General features: G+C 62.3%; 17 protein-coding genes. 10 read left to right on the top strand and 7 right to left on the bottom strand.

Translation table 11 applies throughout. From position 1 onward, the window contains the following. Nucleotides 1–46: 46 nt before the first annotated feature. Both ACN9MO_RS26455 and ACN9MO_RS26450 read right to left on the bottom strand, forming a co-directional pair. Nucleotides 47–994, bottom strand: a complete 948-nt coding sequence (locus ACN9MO_RS26455) for a DUF817 domain-containing protein (protein WP_082616242.1) — start codon at nt 992–994, stop codon at nt 47–49. A 126-nt stretch (nt 995–1,120) separates the two neighbouring features. Beyond that, nucleotides 1,121–1,603 (bottom strand): hypothetical protein, encoded by a 483-nt coding sequence (locus tag ACN9MO_RS26450; RefSeq protein WP_112996458.1) that lies wholly within the window; start codon nt 1,601–1,603, stop codon nt 1,121–1,123. A 528-nt stretch (nt 1,604–2,131) separates the two neighbouring features. On the opposite strand from ACN9MO_RS26450, the gene ACN9MO_RS26445 reads away from it, so the two are divergent. The 4 genes from ACN9MO_RS26445 (at nt 2,132) to ACN9MO_RS26430 (ending at nt 9,882) form a co-directional block, all read left to right on the top strand. Continuing rightward, nucleotides 2,132–3,886: a hypothetical protein gene (locus ACN9MO_RS26445; RefSeq protein WP_162733612.1), complete on the top strand. Its 1,755-nt coding sequence runs from the start codon at nt 2,132–2,134 to the stop codon at nt 3,884–3,886. A 130-nt stretch (nt 3,887–4,016) separates the two neighbouring features. After that, entirely contained in the window at nt 4,017–6,053 is a 2,037-nt protein-coding gene (locus ACN9MO_RS26440; protein WP_246806071.1) for a type I secretion protein, read from the top strand. Nucleotides 6,054–6,072: 19 nt separating this feature from the next. Continuing rightward, nucleotides 6,073–8,535 (top strand): type I secretion system permease/ATPase, encoded by a 2,463-nt coding sequence (locus ACN9MO_RS26435; protein ID WP_112996453.1) that lies wholly within the window; start codon nt 6,073–6,075, stop codon nt 8,533–8,535. A 6-nt stretch (nt 8,536–8,541) separates the two neighbouring features. Beyond that, on the top strand, nt 8,542–9,882 hold the full coding sequence (locus tag ACN9MO_RS26430) for an HlyD family type I secretion periplasmic adaptor subunit (RefSeq protein WP_058330140.1): 1,341 nt from the start codon (nt 8,542–8,544) through the stop codon (nt 9,880–9,882). An 86-nt stretch (nt 9,883–9,968) separates the two neighbouring features. Here ACN9MO_RS26430 and ACN9MO_RS26425 read toward each other — a convergent pair whose 3' ends face one another. Then, a complete protein-coding gene (locus tag ACN9MO_RS26425; protein ID WP_057255338.1) occupies nt 9,969–10,592 on the bottom strand; it encodes a hypothetical protein in 624 nt (207 codons plus the stop codon). 467 nt (nt 10,593–11,059) lie between these two features. Here ACN9MO_RS26425 and ACN9MO_RS26420 point away from each other — a divergent pair, with 467 nt between their 5' ends. The 4 genes from ACN9MO_RS26420 (at nt 11,060) to ACN9MO_RS26405 (ending at nt 14,862) form a co-directional block, all read left to right on the top strand. Next, the gene (locus ACN9MO_RS26420) at nt 11,060–11,476 is read left to right on the top strand and encodes a hypothetical protein (protein WP_057255339.1); all 417 of its coding nucleotides are present in this window, start codon (nt 11,060–11,062) and stop codon (nt 11,474–11,476) included. A gap of 127 nt (nt 11,477–11,603) precedes the next feature. Next, nucleotides 11,604–12,575, top strand: coding sequence for an aldo/keto reductase (locus tag ACN9MO_RS26415; protein WP_057255340.1), 972 nt, complete (start codon nt 11,604–11,606; stop codon nt 12,573–12,575). A 124-nt stretch (nt 12,576–12,699) separates the two neighbouring features. Then, nucleotides 12,700–14,427: an adenylate/guanylate cyclase domain-containing protein gene (locus tag ACN9MO_RS26410; protein WP_057255341.1), complete on the top strand. Its 1,728-nt coding sequence runs from the start codon at nt 12,700–12,702 to the stop codon at nt 14,425–14,427. Between the two features lie 54 nt (nt 14,428–14,481). Continuing rightward, nucleotides 14,482–14,862, top strand: coding sequence for a VOC family protein (locus ACN9MO_RS26405; protein ID WP_057255342.1), 381 nt, complete (start codon nt 14,482–14,484; stop codon nt 14,860–14,862). Between the two features lie 68 nt (nt 14,863–14,930). Here the strand turns inward: ACN9MO_RS26405 and ACN9MO_RS26400 are convergent, their stop codons facing one another. Beyond that, nucleotides 14,931–15,356 carry an OsmC family protein gene (locus ACN9MO_RS26400; RefSeq protein WP_057255343.1) on the bottom strand — a complete coding sequence of 142 codons (426 nt, stop codon included), beginning with the start codon at nt 15,354–15,356 and terminating at the stop codon, nt 14,931–14,933. A gap of 157 nt (nt 15,357–15,513) precedes the next feature. Here ACN9MO_RS26400 and ACN9MO_RS26395 point away from each other — a divergent pair, with 157 nt between their 5' ends. Then, nucleotides 15,514–15,996: a methyltransferase family protein gene (locus ACN9MO_RS26395; RefSeq protein ID WP_057255344.1), complete on the top strand. Its 483-nt coding sequence runs from the start codon at nt 15,514–15,516 to the stop codon at nt 15,994–15,996. Here ACN9MO_RS26395 and ACN9MO_RS26390 read toward each other — a convergent pair. After that, on the bottom strand, nt 15,980–17,191 hold the full coding sequence (locus ACN9MO_RS26390) for an amino acid aminotransferase (protein ID WP_113132581.1): 1,212 nt from the start codon (nt 17,189–17,191) through the stop codon (nt 15,980–15,982). The genes ACN9MO_RS26395 and ACN9MO_RS26390 overlap by 17 nt on opposite strands. A 25-nt stretch (nt 17,192–17,216) precedes the next feature. Further along, a complete protein-coding gene (locus ACN9MO_RS26385; RefSeq protein ID WP_113132582.1) occupies nt 17,217–18,128 on the bottom strand; it encodes a DMT family transporter in 912 nt (303 codons plus the stop codon). 116 nt (nt 18,129–18,244) lie between these two features. On the opposite strand from ACN9MO_RS26385, the gene ACN9MO_RS26380 reads away from it, so the two are divergent. Next, a complete protein-coding gene (locus ACN9MO_RS26380) occupies nt 18,245–18,700 on the top strand; it encodes an Lrp/AsnC family transcriptional regulator (RefSeq protein WP_057255347.1) in 456 nt (151 codons plus the stop codon). A 24-nt stretch (nt 18,701–18,724) separates the two neighbouring features. Here the strand turns inward: ACN9MO_RS26380 and fabF are convergent, their stop codons facing one another. Then, nucleotides 18,725–19,993 (bottom strand): beta-ketoacyl-ACP synthase II, encoded by a 1,269-nt coding sequence (fabF, locus tag ACN9MO_RS26375; RefSeq protein WP_057255348.1) that lies wholly within the window; start codon nt 19,991–19,993, stop codon nt 18,725–18,727. Nucleotides 19,994–20,096 lie beyond the last annotated feature (103 nt).

Raw genomic sequence — 20,096 nt, 5'->3', positions numbered from 1 at the left:
GGTATCGTTTTCCACGGAGGCGTGTTTTGCAACTCTTGCGGTGTGTTCACCTGGACGCCGCGGGACTTCCCGCATCTGCAGTGATGTCCGTCGTCGTCTGTGCTTCGATGTTCGTAGTCGATACGTTTCCGGCTGCCGGCGCGTAGTTTCGCGGGCGATGGACGAGCGTGACCAGCACGAAAGACAGGATCATCAGCAGGTACCAGGCGCCGAGCTTTTGGAGCGAGACCGGGGTCCAGCCGTTGTGCTGCGAGGGATAGATCCAGGCGCGTGACCAGGTGCCGATGTTCTCGGCAAACCAAATGAACAGGGCGACGAGTAGAAAGCCGAGAAGCAACGGCATGCGGTGCCGAAACCGGAAGACGCGATAGTGCACTGTCGTGCGCAGAAACAGGACCGCCGTGATCGCAAACAGCGCGTAGCGCAGGTCGATGACGAAGTGGTGCGTAAAGAAATTGGCATAGATCGCCAAGGCGAGCAGCATCGTCGCCCAAAGCGGCGGATAGTTGCTGTAGCGCATGTCGAGGATACGGGTCACGCGGGCGAGATAGGAGCCGACGGCGGCATACATGAAGCCCGAGAATAGCGGAACGCCGCCGATGCGGAAGATGCTTGGCTCCGGGTAGATCCAGGACCCGACCGACGTCTTGAAGATCTCCATCACCGTGCCGACGATGTGGAAGATCAGAATGACCTTGGCTTCGGCGACGGTCTCAAGCTTGAAGACGAGCAACGAAATCTGGATGACAAGGGCCGCGACGAAAAGGAAATCATAGCGGGCAAAGCCCATGTCCTCCGGCCAGAACAATTTTGTCGCGAGCATCAGGGCGAGCATGGCGCCGCCGAAAAGGCAGGCGAAGGCCTGCTTGATGCCGAATACCAGGAACTCCGTCAGGCCGCCGAGGAGGCCGGCCGCCGGCAGCCGATCGAGCAGGCGGTGCGCCGCAGCGTCGATACGCGCTTCCCGGCTCGTGAAACGCCTATCGTCCGCCATTCGAGCCATCAGTACCGCCTCCGCTTCGCCGTTGGGGACGCGATGCCGGGACAATGCGGTTGAATTAAGGGTGGACAACAACTGCCGGGTGGGCGGACAGGCAGCCGCCCCTGCGGGTTGCCCGCCTCACCGGGGGAAGGAATAGCGCTCGACGATCGACCAGATTTCCCTGTTGACCACCTGCAACTGCTCGATGACTTCGTTGATCCGCGAAATCTCCGCATCGTTGATCTGCTCGATCTTGCCGTATTTGATCGTGTCCTTGCTGTCGAAGATCGCCATCAGCTGGGTGCTTGCCTGGTCTCCGGTCTCGTCGAAGGAATAGATGCAGTGGCTGTATTTGTTGCGAAGCTTCGCTTGCCGGCCCAGCTGCTGGGTCAGCGCGAGGATTTCCTGCCGTTGGTTCAGAGGTGTCTTGTTTGTTTTGGCCAATCGCTCGACCAGCTCGATCCGAGCCCGCGTCGTGTTCAGCGTCAGGAAGATGATGATCGCGGTTTCCTTGTCCACGCGCGCAAGACCGGCGATCAGATAGATGAGCAGGCTTTCCGTGTTGGTCCAAGTGTAGTTTAGCTGTCCGATCAGGAGAAGGATGTCGTGAAATCTCGCCATGGGCACCTGCCGAGCTTCTGTTCAAGAACAATAGTGTTTCAGAATAGCGCATTCCCGTCGTCAGTACATTCTCCCAATACGGCTATGCGGCGCACGCATTCGGTGCCGTTGAGCTTTGTGCAAGGAATCCGTTTAAAAGCAATTTCTAATAGGTACTACATTGGGCGGACCGGCGGCTAAGTCAATGCTACCCCGGCAAGGCTAGCCCGAAGTGGCAGCTTACAACGCATGTCTGTTTGCGACAGACTTGCCTCCGTAATCGGCGAGCAGGACGTGTTCAGGCCTTTGAGGGCTAGTACTGCAGCGAATTGGAGAATGCCCTTTTCATACCTGAAACCGCTGCTCTCCACCAAGTAAAGGGAGAGGCAGCCCAATATTAAATTGATTGCATATTAGAGCATATAGGCGCGCAAGCGCCTCGGAGGATCCAAACTTTCATCAAATCCAACCGCAGCCCGCCAATGGCCCAAATCCGCGTAAGAGAAGAATGCGGTTCGGCTATGGCGGCCTCAACTTGAGGTGATCGTCATGAGCAAGGACAAGAATATTCTGTTCCCATGGGACCCGAGCCAGGATCAAAGCCAGGACCAGGACCAGGGTCAAGGCCAGGGTCAAGGGCAACTGCAAGCTGAGCTCCAGGCCCAGCTCCAAGGCCAGGGACAAGGTCAGGGCCAGGGACAAGGCCAGGATCAGGGTCAAGACCAGGGCCAAGGCCAGGGTCAGGATCAGTCGCAATACAGCGAATCCTACAATGGCAACCTGAACGGTAACGGCAACCTGAACGGCAACGGCAACGGCAACCTGAACGGCAACGGCAACCTGAACGGTAACGGCAACGCCAACCTGAACGGTAACGGCAACCTGAACGCCAACGGCAACCTGAACGCCAACTTCAACGAAAACAAGACCGACGTTGACGTCGACGTCGACAGTAAGACCAAAGTCGACGTGGATGTGGACATCGACCTCGACGGCTACAAGCCGTCGGACGACGACTTCAACGACATCGACCATTCCAAGATCGACGGTATGGCCAGCACGAGCTTCAAGGACATCTTGAATGACTCGCTCAACGGCAACAACAACGTTGCCAATGTCTTCAGCCAAAACGCCATCATGTCGGACGACGACAAGGCTGAAAACATCCACAACAGCGGAACGCTGAACCAGAACGGCAGCGCCTGGGGTGGTATCGCCAAGTCGGGTGACGGCATCCAGTCCGGAGCAGACGGTGGCGAGGGCGGAAGCAAAGCTTATGCCGATGGTGGCGCCGGTGGTGACGGCGGTCACACGGTCGGCGGCTTTGCCGCCGGCGGTAAGGGTGAGGGCGGCGATTCCGACAACGACGGCGACGCAACTGGCGGGCACGGCCTTGGTGGTATTGCAGCCAGCGTTGGCGTCGGCGCCGATGGCACAAGCGGTGACGCGAACGGTGGTGCCGCCACAGGTGGTGCCGGTGGTCAGGGTGCTGCTGGTCTCGGCGTAGGTCTTGGCCTCGGTCTTGGCCTCGGTGTCGGCGCAGCAGGCGGCGGTGATGGTGGCGACAACACAGCCGGCGCCGGCGGTCAGTCTGGCAACGTCCAAAGTGGGGATGGTGACGGCGGTGACGGCGGTGATGCTGGTGACGGCGGCGACGCTGGCGGCTTCATCCTGCCGATTCTGAACTTCGCTGGAGACGGCGGCGACGGCGGCGACGGCGGCGATGGCAACAGTGTTGCACTCGGCAGGACCGGCAGCGCTGACGGTGGCGAATCGGGCGATGCCGGCGACGGCGGCAATGCTTTCGGCGCAGGCCTCGGGGCTGGTGGCGGCTACGGCGCAGGCGTTGGCTACGGCGGTGACGGCGGTGCCGGCGGCGGTGCCAGCGCCAACGGTGGAGCCACGGGTGATGCCTATGGCGGTGACGGAACCGGTGGCGCGGCGGCCGGTGGCCATGGCCTCGGCGGTCTTGCTCTCACGGGCTCGTGGGCCAGTGGCGGTGAAGGCGGTGCTGCCTATGGCGGCGACGCCTGGGGCGGAGACGGTGGTGCCGGCGGCAACGGCGGCTTTGCCACGAATGGCGACGGTGGTGCAGGTGGCAATGCCGGCACTTGGGGCTCCTTCAATGGCGGCGACTCTGTGGTCGAGGGGCTCTCCCAGGCGACGGCAGATGCCGTGATCGACACCAACGCCTTCAACCAGCAGATCGTGCTCGGCGCGAACCTGCAGGGCAACACGATCGACATGACAGTCGTCGGTGGCGACTACCATGCCGACGTAATCGGTCACGACGACAACGCTTGATTGTAAGCGACGCGGCCGGTTGCGATCATTCGCAATCGGCTTCGAACCGGGCTGCGCGGGTCTCCCGCGCAGCCCGTCATGACCCGATGCGCTTAGGGGCACTACCGGCGACAAAAAAGAGGCCCTGACCATGTACTCCGCAAAAATCACCGAAACGATTGCCCATTTTATCGGTCTCTTCCAACTCTCGATCGAAGACGCCCGCATGCGCGAAGCGCACGAGAAGTTCGACCCCAACCGAGAGATTCACAAGGACCCGAAGGACCTTGAAACCGCCCCGGTCAAAGTGCAGGCGCCGTACGATCTCGACGACTTCAATCCCGACGTTCCCTACCGGCCGCTCGATACGGACATTTATACGCCCGTTCCATACGGCTATGCCGGCTTGCCTTTCCCGCAGTACCCACACTCTGAAGGGACGTACGGTCGTCCGGAAACCGATGGCGCCGTGCAGAACACGTCGTTCAAGTCGACCTATTTCAGCACCCCGCACATCAATCCCCCGGGTTCGGTCGTGGTCTACAGTCAGCAGACCGCCGAGCTCTCGGACAACGACTATGTCAACATGGGCGGACACGGCCTGAAATCCGTCCTGCACATCGATAGCAGTGCGGTCATGGCGGAACTCATCGAAGGCTCGCTGCAGATTTCGCCGCTAGGCCTCGAGGATCCCGCAGGCTCTGCCGAAACCGTCGCCAGCCTGGTGACGACCACCGCCGCGACGCTCGATGCCTACTCTGCCGGCGATGAAAGCCAGGTGGGCGGGCTGGCCGCCAGCACATTCGTCGCGAAGGCAGCAACGCTTGAAGGCGTTTATGTCAACGGCGATCTGGTGGAGACCGCGCCCGTTCTCAAGGACCATCTGCCGAACCAGGACGAAACCGAGGAAACGCCGGAACCTGAACTGACGGAGGGCCCGAAGGAGGCGAGTGGTGCCGTTGCGCATGGCGAAGGGGAGGTTGCGATCTCGGCCTCGGTAGAGCTGGAGGCCGGCAGCAATACGCTGGTGAACGAGGTTGTCATCACAAACAATTGGCTGCAGTCGAACGTCCTCGCCGTTGCCGGCGACCATGTTCAGCTCAACGCCATCGTCCAGACCAATGCCTACTACGACAGCGATCTGGTAAGCTCCGCGCTTTGCGGCGGCAGTCTGGCGGCGGACAAGGCGACCGAAGCGCTCAACATCGCGTCATTCAAGCACGTCGCTTCCACGGAAACGACACATAACGAGTCGGGTGTTTTCCCAAAGGCATGGGCGATCACCGAGGTCAAGGGCGACCTGATGATGGTGAACTGGCTCCAGCAGTTCACGTTCATGTCCGACAACGACACCGCTATCCTGGCGGCCTCCGGCTCCAAGCTTTCGATCATCGCCGGCGACAACACCTCCGCCAATCAGGTGTCGCTGCTTGAACTGGGGTTCCGCTACGACCTGATATTCGTCGGCGGAAACGTCTTCGACGCCAACATCATCCACCAGACGAACATCCTGCTCGACAACGATTTTATCGGCGCCGTCGGCGGATTCCAGATGAGTGGAAACGGATCCGTTTCGACCGGCGGAAACCTGTTGTGGAACTATGCCAATATCGTCGAGGCCGGTGGCGCCAGCGCCGTGAACCCGATGTCGGAAGGATATCTCTCGGCCTTGCAAGACCTTGCGGAAGGCAAGGACCCTTCGTCGAAGGACTTCATGCACGACGCCGCATTTGCCGGACTGCTGGGCCTGCGTGTGCTCTATATTTCCGGCGATCTGCTCAGTCTCAACTACATTTCGCAGACCAACATCCTCGGCGACAGCGACCAGGTGACGCTGGCAATGAACGCGCTGACGGCACTTCCGGATGCGGATTGGACCATTTCAACCGGCTCGAACGCCCTCTTGAACTATGCCGGGATCGTCGATGTCGATACCGGCAAGACAATCTATGCGGGCGGTGAGGTCTATTCGGATGAAGTTCTCATCCAGGCTGAGCTGGTGAAGAACGACCCCTTCCTCGGCGGGCAGGATCCGAATGCGCTCGCGAGCGAAGCGGTGGTCTTCCTCGGCGACGGCATGCTCTCCTCGGACACCGGTGATCAGACGCAGGACGATGCATCGCCGAACCCGACATCACACACGATAGAGACGGCGAGCTGCGATCCCATGCATAGCATGGTCGCTTGATCGGGGCGCGGGGATACTCATGACCGACCGCATCAATCCCGTCCGGCTGGTACGAACTGACGCCGACGACACATTTTCTCCGAATGGCGACGACGCGGGCCGGAAGGCGGACAAGCCGGATGCAGACGCTGCGCGGCAGCAGTTCCTCCGCAGACTTGACCAACAGGAATACATTCTGGATCGCGCTGTAAAGGAGATCGACGGGGTGGCGGACCAACTTCGAAGAGCGGCGGCAAACGGCGCCAACGAAAACGAGAACTGGGCCAATAAGGCAGCAGTCCCGCTTCCAGGACCGGGCGCCAGAGTCGCGAGCGTCACGCTGGCTGCCATCGATGCGACCCCGACGCCGACAAACATCGCACCCGCGACAGTGAAATCCCCGCCTGCATCAACAGCAACTGAGGCAGCCAGCGTCACACCGCGGGCCTGGCCTCCAAGAGCCGAGCCCAATTCCCGGGTCGAGACGCCTCCGAAGAACGAGACACCGGCCAAGACGGAACCCCTGTTTGCACTGCGCGATCGGATATCGGTGGAACGGCAACCGTCTCAGGGCGAGCAAAAGCCGGAGCCACGCGCCGAGCGGCCGGTTATCTGGCCGACGGCCGAGATGAAGGAGAAGAGCTCGCCGCCCGGCATGGTCGTGATCGATGGCGATCGCGGTCCCATCAAGGCCGACGAGCGGTCCCCCGGCAATGGCGGCGGCTCGTCGAGCGGCAATGGCGGCGGCGGAGGCGGAGGGGGCGTCTTCCACAAACGCCTCGGACCGGTCGATTTTTCCGCAAGCCTCAGGGCCGGCGTCAAGGCGATCCGGCAGAACCTTATGATCGTGATGATCTTCACGATCGTAACCAACATCCTCGTACTCGCCATCCCGGTGTATCTGTTCCAGATTTCGGACAGGGTGCTCACCAGCCGCTCGCTCGACACGCTGGTGATGCTGACCGCCCTGATCGTCGGTGCGGTGTTGCTGCAGGCGATTTTCGACGGCATTCGCCGCATGATCCTGATGCGGACCGCGGTTGAGGTCGCTGCCCAGCTCGGGGCTCCGATCCTCAGCGCGGCAGCCAGGGCAGCACTCCACAGCAATGGGCGGGAGTATCAGACGCTGGGCGATCTGCAGCAGCTCCGCTCCTTCCTGGTGTCGGGCACGCTGCTTTCCTTTCTCGATGCCCCGATGGCGCCGCTCTTTGTCGTTGCGGTGTTTCTGATTCACCCGCATCTCGGCGCCATCGTCATCACATCGGCATTTCTGCTTTTGATCGTCACGCTGTTGAACCAGAGAGCGACGGCCGCCGCCTTCGGCGAAGCCACCACTTTCCAGACGAAGGCGAACCTTCATCTTGATTCGATGTCCCGCAACTCGCAGATCATCAATGCGCTGGCAATGATCCCGGAAGCCGTCCACCTCTGGGGTAAGGACATGGCCGGCTCGCTGAAAGCGCAGGTTCTGGCGCAAGACCGCAACATCGCCTTTGCGTCACTCTCCAAGGCCGTGCGACTGCTCACCCAGGTGACGATGCTCGGTTGGGGCGCCAATCTTGCTCTCCACGGTCAACTGACGGGTGGCATGGTAATCTGCGCCTCGATCATTGCCGGCCGGGCGCTCGGCCCGATTGAAGGCGCGATCGAGGGGTGGAGCCAGGTTATCCAGTCGCGCGCCGCCTACGGGCGCATTGCCTCGCTCCTGCAGACGTCGCCGCTCAACTTCGAGCGGTTGAAACTGCCGCGTCCGGAAGGGCGCCTCGACGTCGAGCGGTTGCTCTTCGTCCCACAGGGCACCAAACGTGTGGTTCTCAACGGCATCACCTTTGCGCTCGAACCCGGTGACTCTCTTGCCGTGATAGGCAGTTCCGGTGCTGGTAAGACGACGCTTGGCAAGATGCTCGTTGGCTCCATTCTGCCGACCTCTGGCAACGTCCGGCTCGACCTCATGGACCTGAGGAACTGGGACCAGCGTCAGTTCGGCGAGAGCATCGGCTATCTGCCGCAGGATGTGCAGCTTTTCCCCGGAACGATCAAGGCCAACATCGCCCGCATGCGCGAGGATGCAACGGACGCGGAGATCTATGCCGCTGCCAAGCTCGCCGACGTGCACGACATGATCGCCATGCTGCCGCATGGATATGAGACGGTCGTTGCCGCTGACGGCTCGCCCCTGTCGGGTGGACAAAAGCAGCGCGTGGCGCTTGCCCGTGCCTTCTTCGGCAATCCGCGCATGGTGGTGCTGGATGAGCCGAATTCCAATCTGGACACGTCGGGCGAAGCGGCGCTGACCCGGGCGCTCGCGCATGCCAAACGCGAGAAGATCACGGTCATCACCATTACCCAGCGGCCCGCTCTTCTCAACAGCGTCGACAAGGTCCTGCTCCTGGTGAACGGCACGGTTGCCCTGTTCGGCCACCGACAGGACGTTCTCAAGGCGCTTGCTGCCCGCGGCGTGAATACTGAAGGCAACCCGATCGACCAACCCCAGCTTCCGTAGGCGATGATGACGGACATAGCCAAAGTACATGACCTGACTTGGTACGCAGAGGTGCCGCGCTCGATCTGGAGGCACACCATGATCGGCATGGTGTTGATGGTGGCTACGGTCGGCGGCTTCGGCCTGTGGGCCTTCACCGCCCCGCTGGCCGCAGCCATCATCGCGCAAGGCAGCTTCGTCGCCACCGGCCAGAACAAGGTGATCCAGCATTTCGAAGGCGGGATCATCAAGGACATCCTGGTCAGCGAGGGCGATCATGTGACTGTCGACCAACCGTTGGTGCTGCTGGACGAGACGGCGGCGCTCGCCAATGAGCGTCAGTTCTTTCTGCGGCGGGCACGGCTGGAGGCGATCGTCGCCCGCCTCAACGCGCAGACGCACGGTCTGAAAGCGATCGTTTTGCCCGAGATCCTGACCCCGCACCTGAAAAATGACCCGGAGATCGGCCCGATCGTGCTAAGCCAGCAACTCAGCTTCCAGACCTGGAGGAGCAAGCTGGAGAGCGATCTCGGCTTGCTGAGACGCAACATCGAGAGCCTGGAATTCCGGTCGCAAGGCTTCCAAGAGCAGCTGAAGTCGGTTCGGGAGCAGCGCCGGCTGCTGCAGGAGGAATATGAAGGCAAGAAGACGCTGCTTGCGAAGGACCTGATCCGCAAGACGGAGATCAAGACCATCCAGCGGGCAATCGCCGACGCTGAAGGTCAGATCGGCAGGCTGATGTCCGAAGTCTCCGAAACGGGCTCCCAGATCCTCAAGCAGGAACAGCAGGTCAACCAGACCGAACAGAGTTACCGCGAGGCGGCGCAGGACGACTTGCAGAAGGCAGAGGCTGAACTGGACACGGTGCGTGAACAGTTGCGCGGGGCCACCAATGTTCTTCGCCGTGCCACGATCAACGCACCGGTGACCGGTACCGTGATCAGGATGCATTACCACACGTCCGGCGGCGTTATCGAAAGCGGCAAACCGATCATGGAGATCCTGCCAGCTGACGTGCCGCTGATCATAGAGGCCCAGGTGCTGCGCACCGAGATCGACAACATCAAGGTCGGCGAGAAGGCAACCGTACGGTTGACGGCTCTCAACCAGCGCACGACACCAGTGCTGAACGGCCAGGTCTTCTATGTATCGGCCGATGCCCTGCCGGTGCAGACTCAGGAGGGGACGCGCGAGGTTTACGTCGCCCGCATCAGCCTACCGACAAGCGAGCTCGCAAGGGTGCATAACTTTGCCGTGACGCCGGGTATGCCGGCCGAAATCCTAATCCAGACCGCTGAACGGACCTTCTTCGACTATCTTACCAAGCCGATCCGCGACAGCATGGCCCGCGCCTTCATGGAAAACTGACCGAGGCCTTCGCGTTCTGCCTTGCCGACTGCCCGAGATCTGAAATGATCTGGGAGGGAAGGTTACATTGGTTCTCCCGCAAGGCTTCAGTTCGCGGCGAAGCAATAGAAGAGGCCTTCGCCGCCCGTACCCTTGAAGGCTTCGATGGTGCAGCCTCCCCGCGTCGTGTGCGACGAGTTCCAGGATTTGGCTTCGGCGGAATCGTTCGGGCCCGTGCGGTCGCTGTGGCCGACGATCGCCGCGCCGTCGGCGCCGCCCATCGTCCAGTTGCCGCAGGTATCGGGTGCCGCAGTGCCATCCGCCTTCGAGCCGGTCAGGATGTCATGACGGTTGGGTGTGTCGCCACGCCCGTTGATGACCTCGCCTTTTTCATTGAGCGCGGTCTGTTTGGTGAGGTTGTTCTTGTCGCTATGGAGCGAGGCCACGTCGTCGGCGATCTTCTCGCCCTTGGCGTTGTACCATGGCCCCTTGCCGATCCGGTCCTTGGCATTTTCGGCGTCGGTGGACAGATAGGCTTTCCACGTCTTGCCGGTCGAGCCGGCCGCCTTTGCCAGGGTGTCGCAATAGGCGTCTGCGCCCGTAAGCCCGCCAAGATCGCCGCCCTTTCCTGGGTTCACGCTGGTGACGAAGAAACTCATGCTGGTGTCCTGGGCATGGGCCGCTCCGGAGCAGGCCAGGACGAATGCGAGAGCTGCAAGTCCGCTTTTCATTGGTCTCTCTCCCATCAGGTTTCGGGGAAGCCTAATGGTCGCGCTTGGCGGAGTAAAATCGAAATGGCGTGATGAACGAGGGGAAGTGTCCCTCTGAGGCGCGGGGGCCAGGCATCGTGTTGCGCGCCGGACGCATGGCTGGCTTGCGAAATCCCATCTACGATTTCGGCGCGATCGCTGTATATTCAGATCATCGAAGCGATGCACCTCCTCCCGCAAAGCTTCGACAGGTAAACGACCTTCTCCTCCTCCCAAAGGTCGTTTGCGAGATCAGCGCCACTCCTCCTCCCAAGGTTGCTGATCGGTTTTCTAAGAGCCTGCCGCTCCTCCCGCGGCGGGCTCTTTTGTTTTCACCGGATGGGACGCCAGCTTGCGCAGCATGGACCTGACGCGACGGCGGATGATGACACGCCCCAACTCTGCGGAACAAAGTGCCGGCTAGATAGTTGAACCTCCGGGAGGTTCCAATGTCGATCCGGCACTTGAAATCCAATGTGGAGCAGAAATCGCCGCGGTGGGCGTTCCACCATGGCGCGGGACGTCTCCGCCGGGCGGAAAGTGACGATACAGGCAGCCGACTGGTCGCTGAAGTGCAGCGTGAGCAGATCGTCGACGCGGGCGACGGCGGCCTGGTAGCGCCGGACCTTGCAGCCACCCCTGTACCCGATCGCAGCCGCCAACCGCCTCCACACGACTACAGCCGTCCCGCGACGAAGATCGGCAAGCTGCTTTCCGCCCAGGCCATGCGCGACGAAGATGGCGCCGGCGGGCCGGTCTGGTTGGCCGTGCTCGGCGATAATACCAGCGAAGCCATGCGACAGTTCATGGGGCTGGTGTTTGCCTTTATCTTCCTGTCGGCAGTCTTCTTCTGGTTTCTTACGTAGCGCGGCAACGAGTGTTGTGTGACTGGAAGTCACCCTATCTCTGCAACGCCGCCACGGTTGACGACCAAAGGCCGAACCCTAGATTACCGGCGACATCCCGCCTCATTCCAACGCCAGCGAGATCATCATGCACTACAGAACCTTCGGCCGTAGCGGCCTTCGCGTATCCGAAATCGGTTATGGTGCCTGGGGCATCGGCAAGAGCCATTGGCGGGGAGCGACCGATGACGAGTCCGCCCGCGCCCTCAATCGCGCCGTCGATCTCGGCCTCAACTTCATCGATACCGCGCTTGGCTACGGCCAGGGCCACAGCGAGAAGCTGATCGGGGCTTTGCTGCGCGAGCGGTCGGAGACGATCCATGTCGCCACCAAGATCCCGCCGAAGAACATGCAATGGCCTGCCCACGCCGGCACGCCGGCCGAGCAGACCTTTCCGGCCGATCATGTGATCGCCTGTACCGAGACGAGCCTGCGCAATCTCGGCGTCGAGACGATCGACGTGCAGCAGTTCCATGTCTGGTCGGATGAGTGGGTCGGTCGCGGCGACTGGCTGGAGGCGGTCGAGCGACTGAAGCGCGACGGCAAGATCCGTTTCTTCGGCGTCTCGATCAACGACTACGAACCGGACAACGCACTGAGGCTGATCGAAAGCGGCGTGGTCGACAGCGTGCAGGTGATCTACAATATCTTCGAACAGGCGCCAGAGGAAAAGCTGCTGCCTGCCTGCCTCGAGCACAATGTCGGCGTCATCGTCCGCGTGGCCCTGGACGAAGGCGGCCTGACCGGCCAGATTCGCGCTGACACCGTCTTCCCCGAGGGCGATTTTCGCGAGACCTATTTCCGCGGCGAGCGCAAGCGCGAGGTCGAGGAACGCACGCAGAAGATCGTCGAAGACCTGGAGATCGCGCCCGACGCGCTTGCCGAAACGGCACTGCGCTTCGTTCTTAGCCACCCAGCCGTATCGACCGTCATTCCCGGCATGCGCTCGGTCCGCAATGTCGAGCGCAACTGCGCTATCGGCGACGGCCTCGGCTTGCCGGACGCTCAACGTGCAAAGCTGAGCGCCCACCACTGGCGGCGCAACTTCTACCGGGATTGAGCGGCCCGGCGGCCTGGCGGTTAAGACACTCCCCCAAGGGATCATTGCCGTCGGGCGACTGCTCTATCGGTGCCCCGGGCGCCCGGATGTGCTATCCATATGGTTGCAGGAGCCGGGGGCGCCGATGGAACAAAAGCTATCCGTCATCATGGCCGCGGACGTGGCCGGCTATAGCCGGCTGATGGAGCTCGACGAGAAGGGTACGCTTGCGGCCCTGATGGCTCATCGACGGGAGCTTTGGGACGTCGAGGTCGCCGCGCATCATGGGCGCATCGTCAAGCTCATCGGCGACGGTATGCTGGTGGAGTTCCGTGCTGTGGAAGACGCAGTTCTCTGCGCGGTCGAGATCCAGCGGGGAATGCGGAGCAGAAACGCCGGCATACGCCCGGATCGCCGGATGGAATTTCGCATCGGGATCAATATCGGTGACATGCTGTTTGAAGATGGCGACGTCTATGGCGACGGCGTCAATGTGGCGGCGCGCATCGAGGGCCTCGCCAAACCGGGTGGGGTATCCGTCTCCTCCTCGGTCTACGACACCTTGGGCGGTCGCCTGGGCATCCGCTTCGAAGATACGGGCGCGCAGGCATTGAAGAACATCGGCCGCCCCGTCCACATCTACAATGTCTTCATCGACGACGCCGGGTCCGGGCCCGCCGTGCTGATGGCGCCGCCATCACAAGAGGTTCGAGAAAATCCCCCGGTCAAATCGGGCCGGACTCTTCTCCATGTGTCGCGCTTTGCGAATCTGAGCGGCAATCCCGACCGGGAGTATTTCGCTGCCGGCATAACGCAGGATGTCGTCGCGGCATTGTCGCGCTTCTCCGGCTTGAACGTGATTGTTCGGGCGCCACGTGTCGAACCGCAACACCATGCAGCCGCCTGCTACTCGCTTGAAGGCAGCGTCAGGCGCGTTGGCGACCGCGTCAGGGTCAATGCCAACCTGACGAACGCCACTGGCGAACACATCTGGGCGGAGAAATACGATTTCGACCTGATCGACATGTTCGACGTCCAGGACGAACTGTCCCGTTCCATTCCGGCGGCCCTGAACGTCAAGATCGAAGAAGCCGAACGATACAGGGTTCTCGCCGAACCGCTCAAAGGTTCGAGCGCTTACGATTTCTATCTGCGCGGCCGGCACATTGAAAAGAGCCTGAAACCGGATGAGATCAGGTTGGCGAAGGAGATGTTCCTGGCAGCGATTGACGCCGATCCGGCTTATGCGCGCGGATATCTCGGGCTCGCCTGGCTGGAGATACGCAAGCTGAAGTGGAACGAGCGCGTTGATATGGAGGCGACGCTCGCCAGCGCTTTCGCCTCGGCAAGCAAGGCTCTGGAGCTCAGCCCCTATGACGCCGACATTCACTGGGCGCTTGGCGTCGTCCATCTGTGGAGGGGAGAGGCCGATCGGGCAATCGGTTGTTATGAACGCGGCCGCGAATTGGCACCCAACAACTGCGATCTCCTCGCAGAATATTGCGATGCCCTCGGCTATCTCGGTCTTCTTGAAGACGCGATCAGGATCGGCGAACTGGCATTGCGGCTGAACCCCAGTCGCCCGGACTGGTATTTCTGGAATATCGCGGCCAGCAAATACCTCTCCGGGCAATATAGCGAAGCGCTGGCGCTGCTGGAAAAGATGGCCGAGCTTGGATCGGCCTACCGATTGCTCGCGGCGACCTACGCGCAACTCGGCCGTTTGGAGGAAGCGCGCCGCGCCGCGGCCGAACTCTTAAAACTCAATCCGGAATTCTCGATCGAGCGATACAGTTCTCGCACTCCCTATCGGGACAAGGCGCTGCTCGCGCGATACGTTGAAGGGCTGCGGCTGGCGGAACTGCCGGAATGAGGTCTGGTTGTCGCGAGGGCGCCGCCTCGGCCGTGTTCAGTTGGAGGATACGCAATGTCGGAAACAGTCAACGTCCGCTACATGGTCGACGACGTCGAGGCGGCGATCGCCTGGTACACCACCCATCTCGGCTTTTCGGTTCTGTCGAACTATGCGCCGGCCTTCGCGGATGTCCAGCGCGGAGCGTTGCGGCTCCTGCTCAGCGGGCCGACGAGCTCGGCGGGCAGGCCGATGCCGGATGGCGAGACGCCGGGGCCTGGCGGCTGGAACCGCATCCATCTCATCGTCGATGACCTCAACGCCGAGGTAGAGCGGCTGCGCGGCGCCGGCGTCAGGTTTCGCAACGACATCGTCACCGGTCCCGGAGGGGCGCAGATCCTTTTGATCGACCCCTCCGGAAATGTCGTCGAACTGTTTCAGCCGGCGCGCCGATAACGATCGCGCCCTGAGCACGTTCGTTGACGCCGCGCGCACCGTTGGAGATGCGAGAGGCGGATCTGGTCTCAGCCGGCGCTGGTGTCGACCACTTCGAAATCATGCGTGATCGTCGCGGTCTTGGCGAGCATGGCCGAGGCCGAGCAGTATTTTTCGATCGAGAGCGAGATGGCGCGTTCGACTTTGTTGACCGCCAGTCCGCGTCCCTTGACGATGAAATGCATGTGGATGCGGGTAAAGACGCGCGGTTCCGTCTCGGCGCGGTCCGCATCGAGTTCGACGACGCAATCCTCGACCGGCTCGCGACCCTTTTCCAGGATGTGCACGACATCAAAGGCCGAGCAGCCGCCGGTGCCGATCAGCACCAATTCCATCGGGCTCGGACCCGGCGTGCGGCCTTCCTCACCGAAGGCGGTTCCCAAAACGACCTTGTGGCCGCTTCCGGACTCTCCGACGAAGGTCCGGTCTTCCACCCATTTGACGCGTGCTTTCATGTGTTTCGTCCTGTTACAGCAATGTCCGGATCATAGACCCGCGCGGCCGATGACCTCCAGTTCACATACCGTTTCGAACGATTTTCGCAAATGCCTCGCTTCCGGTAAAATGCCAAGCCCGCGCCATGTGCGCGCGAAACAGGCAAGGATTGATCGGATGAACGAGACGACCGGAAATGCGCCTGACAGCTCCGGCGCGGTGGTGCACCCGCCGATCGCGTGGGTGCTGGCCGTCGGTGGCGGCCTCGTGCTCGACCGGCTTTACCCGTTGCCGTTCGTGCCGGAGATGGTGCCTGACGCGTTGGTTGGCGGCCTCGTGTTTCTGGCCGGCCTCGCGCTGCTCGTCTGGGCAGCGATGACCTTCGGCCGTGCAGGAACCGACATACCGGTCAACCGCCCGACGTCAACGATCGTCGAAGCGGGTCCCTACCGCTTCACCCGCAATCCCATCTATACCGGGATGTTCCTCGGCCTGATCGGCTTTTCCATCGCCTTCGACAGCCTGTGGCTGCTGATCCTGCTGGTCCCCTTCTACCTCGTCATCCGCTATGGCGTGGTGGCGCGTGAGGAGGCCTATCTCGAGCGCAAGTTCGGTGACGTCTATCGGGCCTACAAGACGCGCGTCAGGCGCTGGCTTTAGCGGCGCGGACGAAGGACGGAGAGCTTGAAACTGCCCGGAGCGCATCGGCCAGGCGCTCGACGTCGCGCGGCAGTAGACCGGCGATGTTGATGCGTCCGTTCGCCGTTCCGTAGACGCCGAAGTCCTCGCGGAGCCGGTTCATCTGGCGCTGGTCGAGCGGTAGCAGCGAGAACATGCCTTTTTGCCGGCGCAACACCTGGAATTTCTCCGGGGCGCCGCATCCTGCGAGCGCATCGGCGAGGCCGCTGCGGATCTCGGCTACGCGGCGGCGGCTCGCCTCCAGTTCGGCAAGCCACATCCCGGGGGTTTCGAAGAGGCGCGCGGCAATCGCGGCGCCGTGCTCCGGCGGCATGGAGTAGTTGGCCCGGGTGATCCGCTCCAGCGTGGCGCGAATGTTGGCGAGCAGGTCCCGGTCAGGCGCGATCACCATCGCCGCGCCGGTACGTTCGCAATAGAGACCCATGTTCTTGGAGCAGCTTGCCGCGACGAGCACCGTGTCGAGTTCTTGAGCGAAATGCCGCAGGCCCGCGGCGTCCTCTTCGATCCCGTCGCCGAAGCCCTGATAGGCCATGTCGATCAGCGGTATCAGCCTCTTGTCTTTGCAGAGCTTGGCAAGGAGCCGCCACTGCTCCGGCGTCGGATCGATGCCGGTCGGATTGTGGCAGCAGCCGTGGAGGAGAACGACGTCTCCCTGACGAGCCTCCTCAAGATCCGCGACGACGGCGTCGAGATCGAGGCCAGCCTCGTTCTCCTGCCAGCGGAACGCCCGCACGGCGAGGCCCGCAGCCGTCATGATCGGACGGTGGTTCACATAGCCGGGGCTGGTGTTCCAGACCGTCGCGTGCGGCGAGACGAGCGCGATGAAATCCGCGAGGATCCGGAGCGCGCCAGTGCCGCCAACCGTCTGGATCGTACACTGGCGGTTGAGCGCCTCGGCGCCTTCACCGAGAAGGAGCCTGGACATCCCGTCGTTGAATACCGGGTTCCCGGACAGTGCCCTGTAGGACTTGGACGCGGCGGCGGCGGCGAGACTCGCTTCCGCATCCTGCACGGCCTGCATCACCGGTGTTTGGCCCGAAGCATCGCGATAGACGCCGACGACGAGGTCGATCTTGTCGGTGCGACGATCCTGCCGGAACGAGCTGATGAGTGCCCACAACGGATCGGGTTCGGCGATTGGCAGAGCGGCGAGCATACTGGGTTCCCTATCGTTCTTGAAACTAGTGGCGGTTTGCCAGGATCACGCCCGTGGTGATGACGAGGATGCCGATGGCGGTCGCGAAGGCGAGCGCCTCGCCAAGGATCGGAATGGCCATCAGGCTTGCGAGCGCCGGCGCGAGCGAGCCGATCGTCGCGCTCCTAGCAGCGCCGAGCCGCGAGATCGCGAAGGCGTAGCCGACGGTCGAGACGAGGCCGACACCGAGCCCCTGCACCAGAATGAAGGGCAACGCCTGGTGCCAGGAAAATTGCCCGATATGCGTGGTGACGGCGCCGGTCAGGAGCAGGGGGAGGAGGATGACGAGCGAGCCGATGGAGAGCAGCAGTCCGTTGCTGATCGCATCCACTCCGGTGCGGCGCAGCCCGATCGTATAGGCGCCCCAGATGAGGCTCGCGACAAGCAGCAGGCCGACGCCGCGGAGGGTTTCGGTCGTCACCGCATACTGCTGTCCGGCAACGATGCCGATGACGCCGGCAAGGATCAGGGCGAGCGGCAGCCAGCGCTTCCTCGGCACGCCCTTTCGCTCAAGCAGAAGGACGAGCAAGGCAACGGATAGCGGCGTCGTTCCGGCAACGAGTGCGCCAACATAGGCCGCGGAGGTTGCTTTGGCACCTTCCGAGACGATGAAGAAGAACGGTACGCCGCCGAGCAAGACGAGGGCCGCATCCATTGGCCTGACCTTGCGAAGTGCGGAAAGGCGCTGGGGGATGGCCGGCAGCAGGGCGAGGATCGGGATCGCGAAGCGAATGAGGGCGACGTCGACGGTGGCAAGCGGCGAGGCCCCGATCGCCCGCATGGTCAGCGCGAAGCCCGCCCAGACCAGCACGACGATGGACAGCACGATGTAGCCGACTGTCGCCGGTGTCAGCCATCCGCTTCTCGATTGCTGAAAATCTGACGTCACGTCGGGCATGCGGGGCCTCATCGCTAGGATGGCTCACATGATATGCTTCTCGCGCAGTCGATATCTTGCTATTTCACTCGCCGTTTGCATAGAGTTTGGCAGAATCTGCCATCGGGGAGGGGCGAATGGACGAAAAGGACATGCAGATCATCTGGGCGCTGCAGAAGGACGGCCGCCTTTCCAATCAGGATCTCTCCGAGAAGGTCGCGCTGTCTCCGTCTCCGTGCCTCAGACGGCTGCGCCTGCTTGAGGAGGCGAAGATCATCAAGGGCTATACGGCGATCGTCGACGAGGAAGCCTATGGTCTGCCGATCACGGCTTTCGTCCGCATCCGGCTTGAGCGCCATTCCGAGGCTTCCGTCGCTGCCTTCGAGCGCAAGGTGAGAACGATCGACAACATCCAGGATTGTTACGTCATGACCGGCGAAGCCGACTACCTGCTGCGGGTCCTGGTGACGAGCCTCAAGGACTACGAGCAGTTCGTCCGCACGCAACTGCACAATATCGAGGGCATTGCTGCGATCGATACCAGCTTTGCCTATGGCACGGTCAAGCGCGCGACCGTCTTTCCGCGTCTGTGAGCGGCCAGCGAATGCCGCGCCTCGTCACTCCGCCCAACGCCGGAAGACAACGCTGGCATTGACGCCACCGAACCCGAAGCCGTTGGAGATGGCATAGTCGAGCGACAGCTTCCGTGCCGCGCCCGAGACAAAGTCGATACCGTCCGCAGCCGGATCCGGCGTTTCGAGATTGAGCGTCGGCGGCGCGATCTGGTCGCGCAGGGCGAGCACGGTAAAGATCGCCTCCAGACCGCCCGCTGCACCCAGCAAATGCCCGGTTGCGGATTTCGTCGCGCTGACGGCGATTTCGCCGTTGCGGCCAAAGACCGACTTGATCGCCTCGATTTCGCCCTTGTCGCCGACCGGCGTTGAGGTCGCATGAGCATTGAGATGGCGAATATCGCTTGGCCGAATGTCGGCCTGGGCGATGGCGATTTCCATCGCCCGCCGGGCGCCTGCACCATCCTCCGGGCCTGAGGTGATGTGGTGGGCATCGGCCGTGGTGCCATATCCGACGAGTTCGGCGATCGGTGTGGCGCCGCGCGCCAATGCATGCTCGAGCGCCTCGATCACGACGATGCCTGCGCCCTCCCCCATGACGAAGCCGTCACGATCGACATCGAAGGGCCGTGAAGCGCGATCGGGCGTCTCGTTGAAACCCGTCGACAGGGAACGGGCAGCGGCAAAACCGCCGAGGCTGATGGTGTTGATGCAGGCTTCCGCCCCGCCGCAGATCGCAATATCCGCCTCTTGCGCGCGGATCAGCCGGGCCGCGTCGCCGATCGCCTGGACGCCTGCGGCGCAAGCGGTCACCGGCGCGCCGATCGGCCCCTTGAAACCGTGACGGATCGAAACCTGGCCGGCGGCGAGGTTCACGAGAAAGGATGGCACCGTGAAGGGCGAGAGCCGCCGTACGCCGCGCTGATCGACCGTGCGGACCGCCTCCGAGATTGCCGGGAAGCCGCCAATGCCGGACGCGATCACCGTGGCCGTGCGCTGCTGTTCGATCGCGGTCGCGGGATTCCAACCCGCTTGCTCAATTGCCTCTTCCGCCGCGGCCAACGCCAACAGGATGAAGCGATCCATCTTGCGCTGGTCCTTCGGCGGGATGATCCGGTCGGGATCGAAGCCAGCCGTTGCGTCGTCCGCAGGGGTAGGCACCGTCCCGCCGATCTTGCTGCCGAGTTCGGCGACGACCTCTTCCGGCAGACGGCGAAGCCCCGAGTTTCCGGCAAGAAGCCGCGACCAGCTTGCCTCTACGCCCGCTGCCAAAGGGCTGATCGCCCCCATTCCCGTTACGACGATGCGACGCATCGGTTCTCCTGACCTGGGTTACGCAATCCGAACGGAAAGCCGCTCGTGTTGTTCCTGCCATTGCTCGCGGATCCGAGCCGCAAGGCGCGAACGGCCGCAGCAC

The organism is Ensifer sp. R-19 (genome assembly GCF_049905105.1).
GTDB lineage: Bacteria > Pseudomonadota > Alphaproteobacteria > Rhizobiales > Rhizobiaceae > Ensifer.
This window is presented reverse-complemented; position numbering and strand designations above follow the sequence as displayed.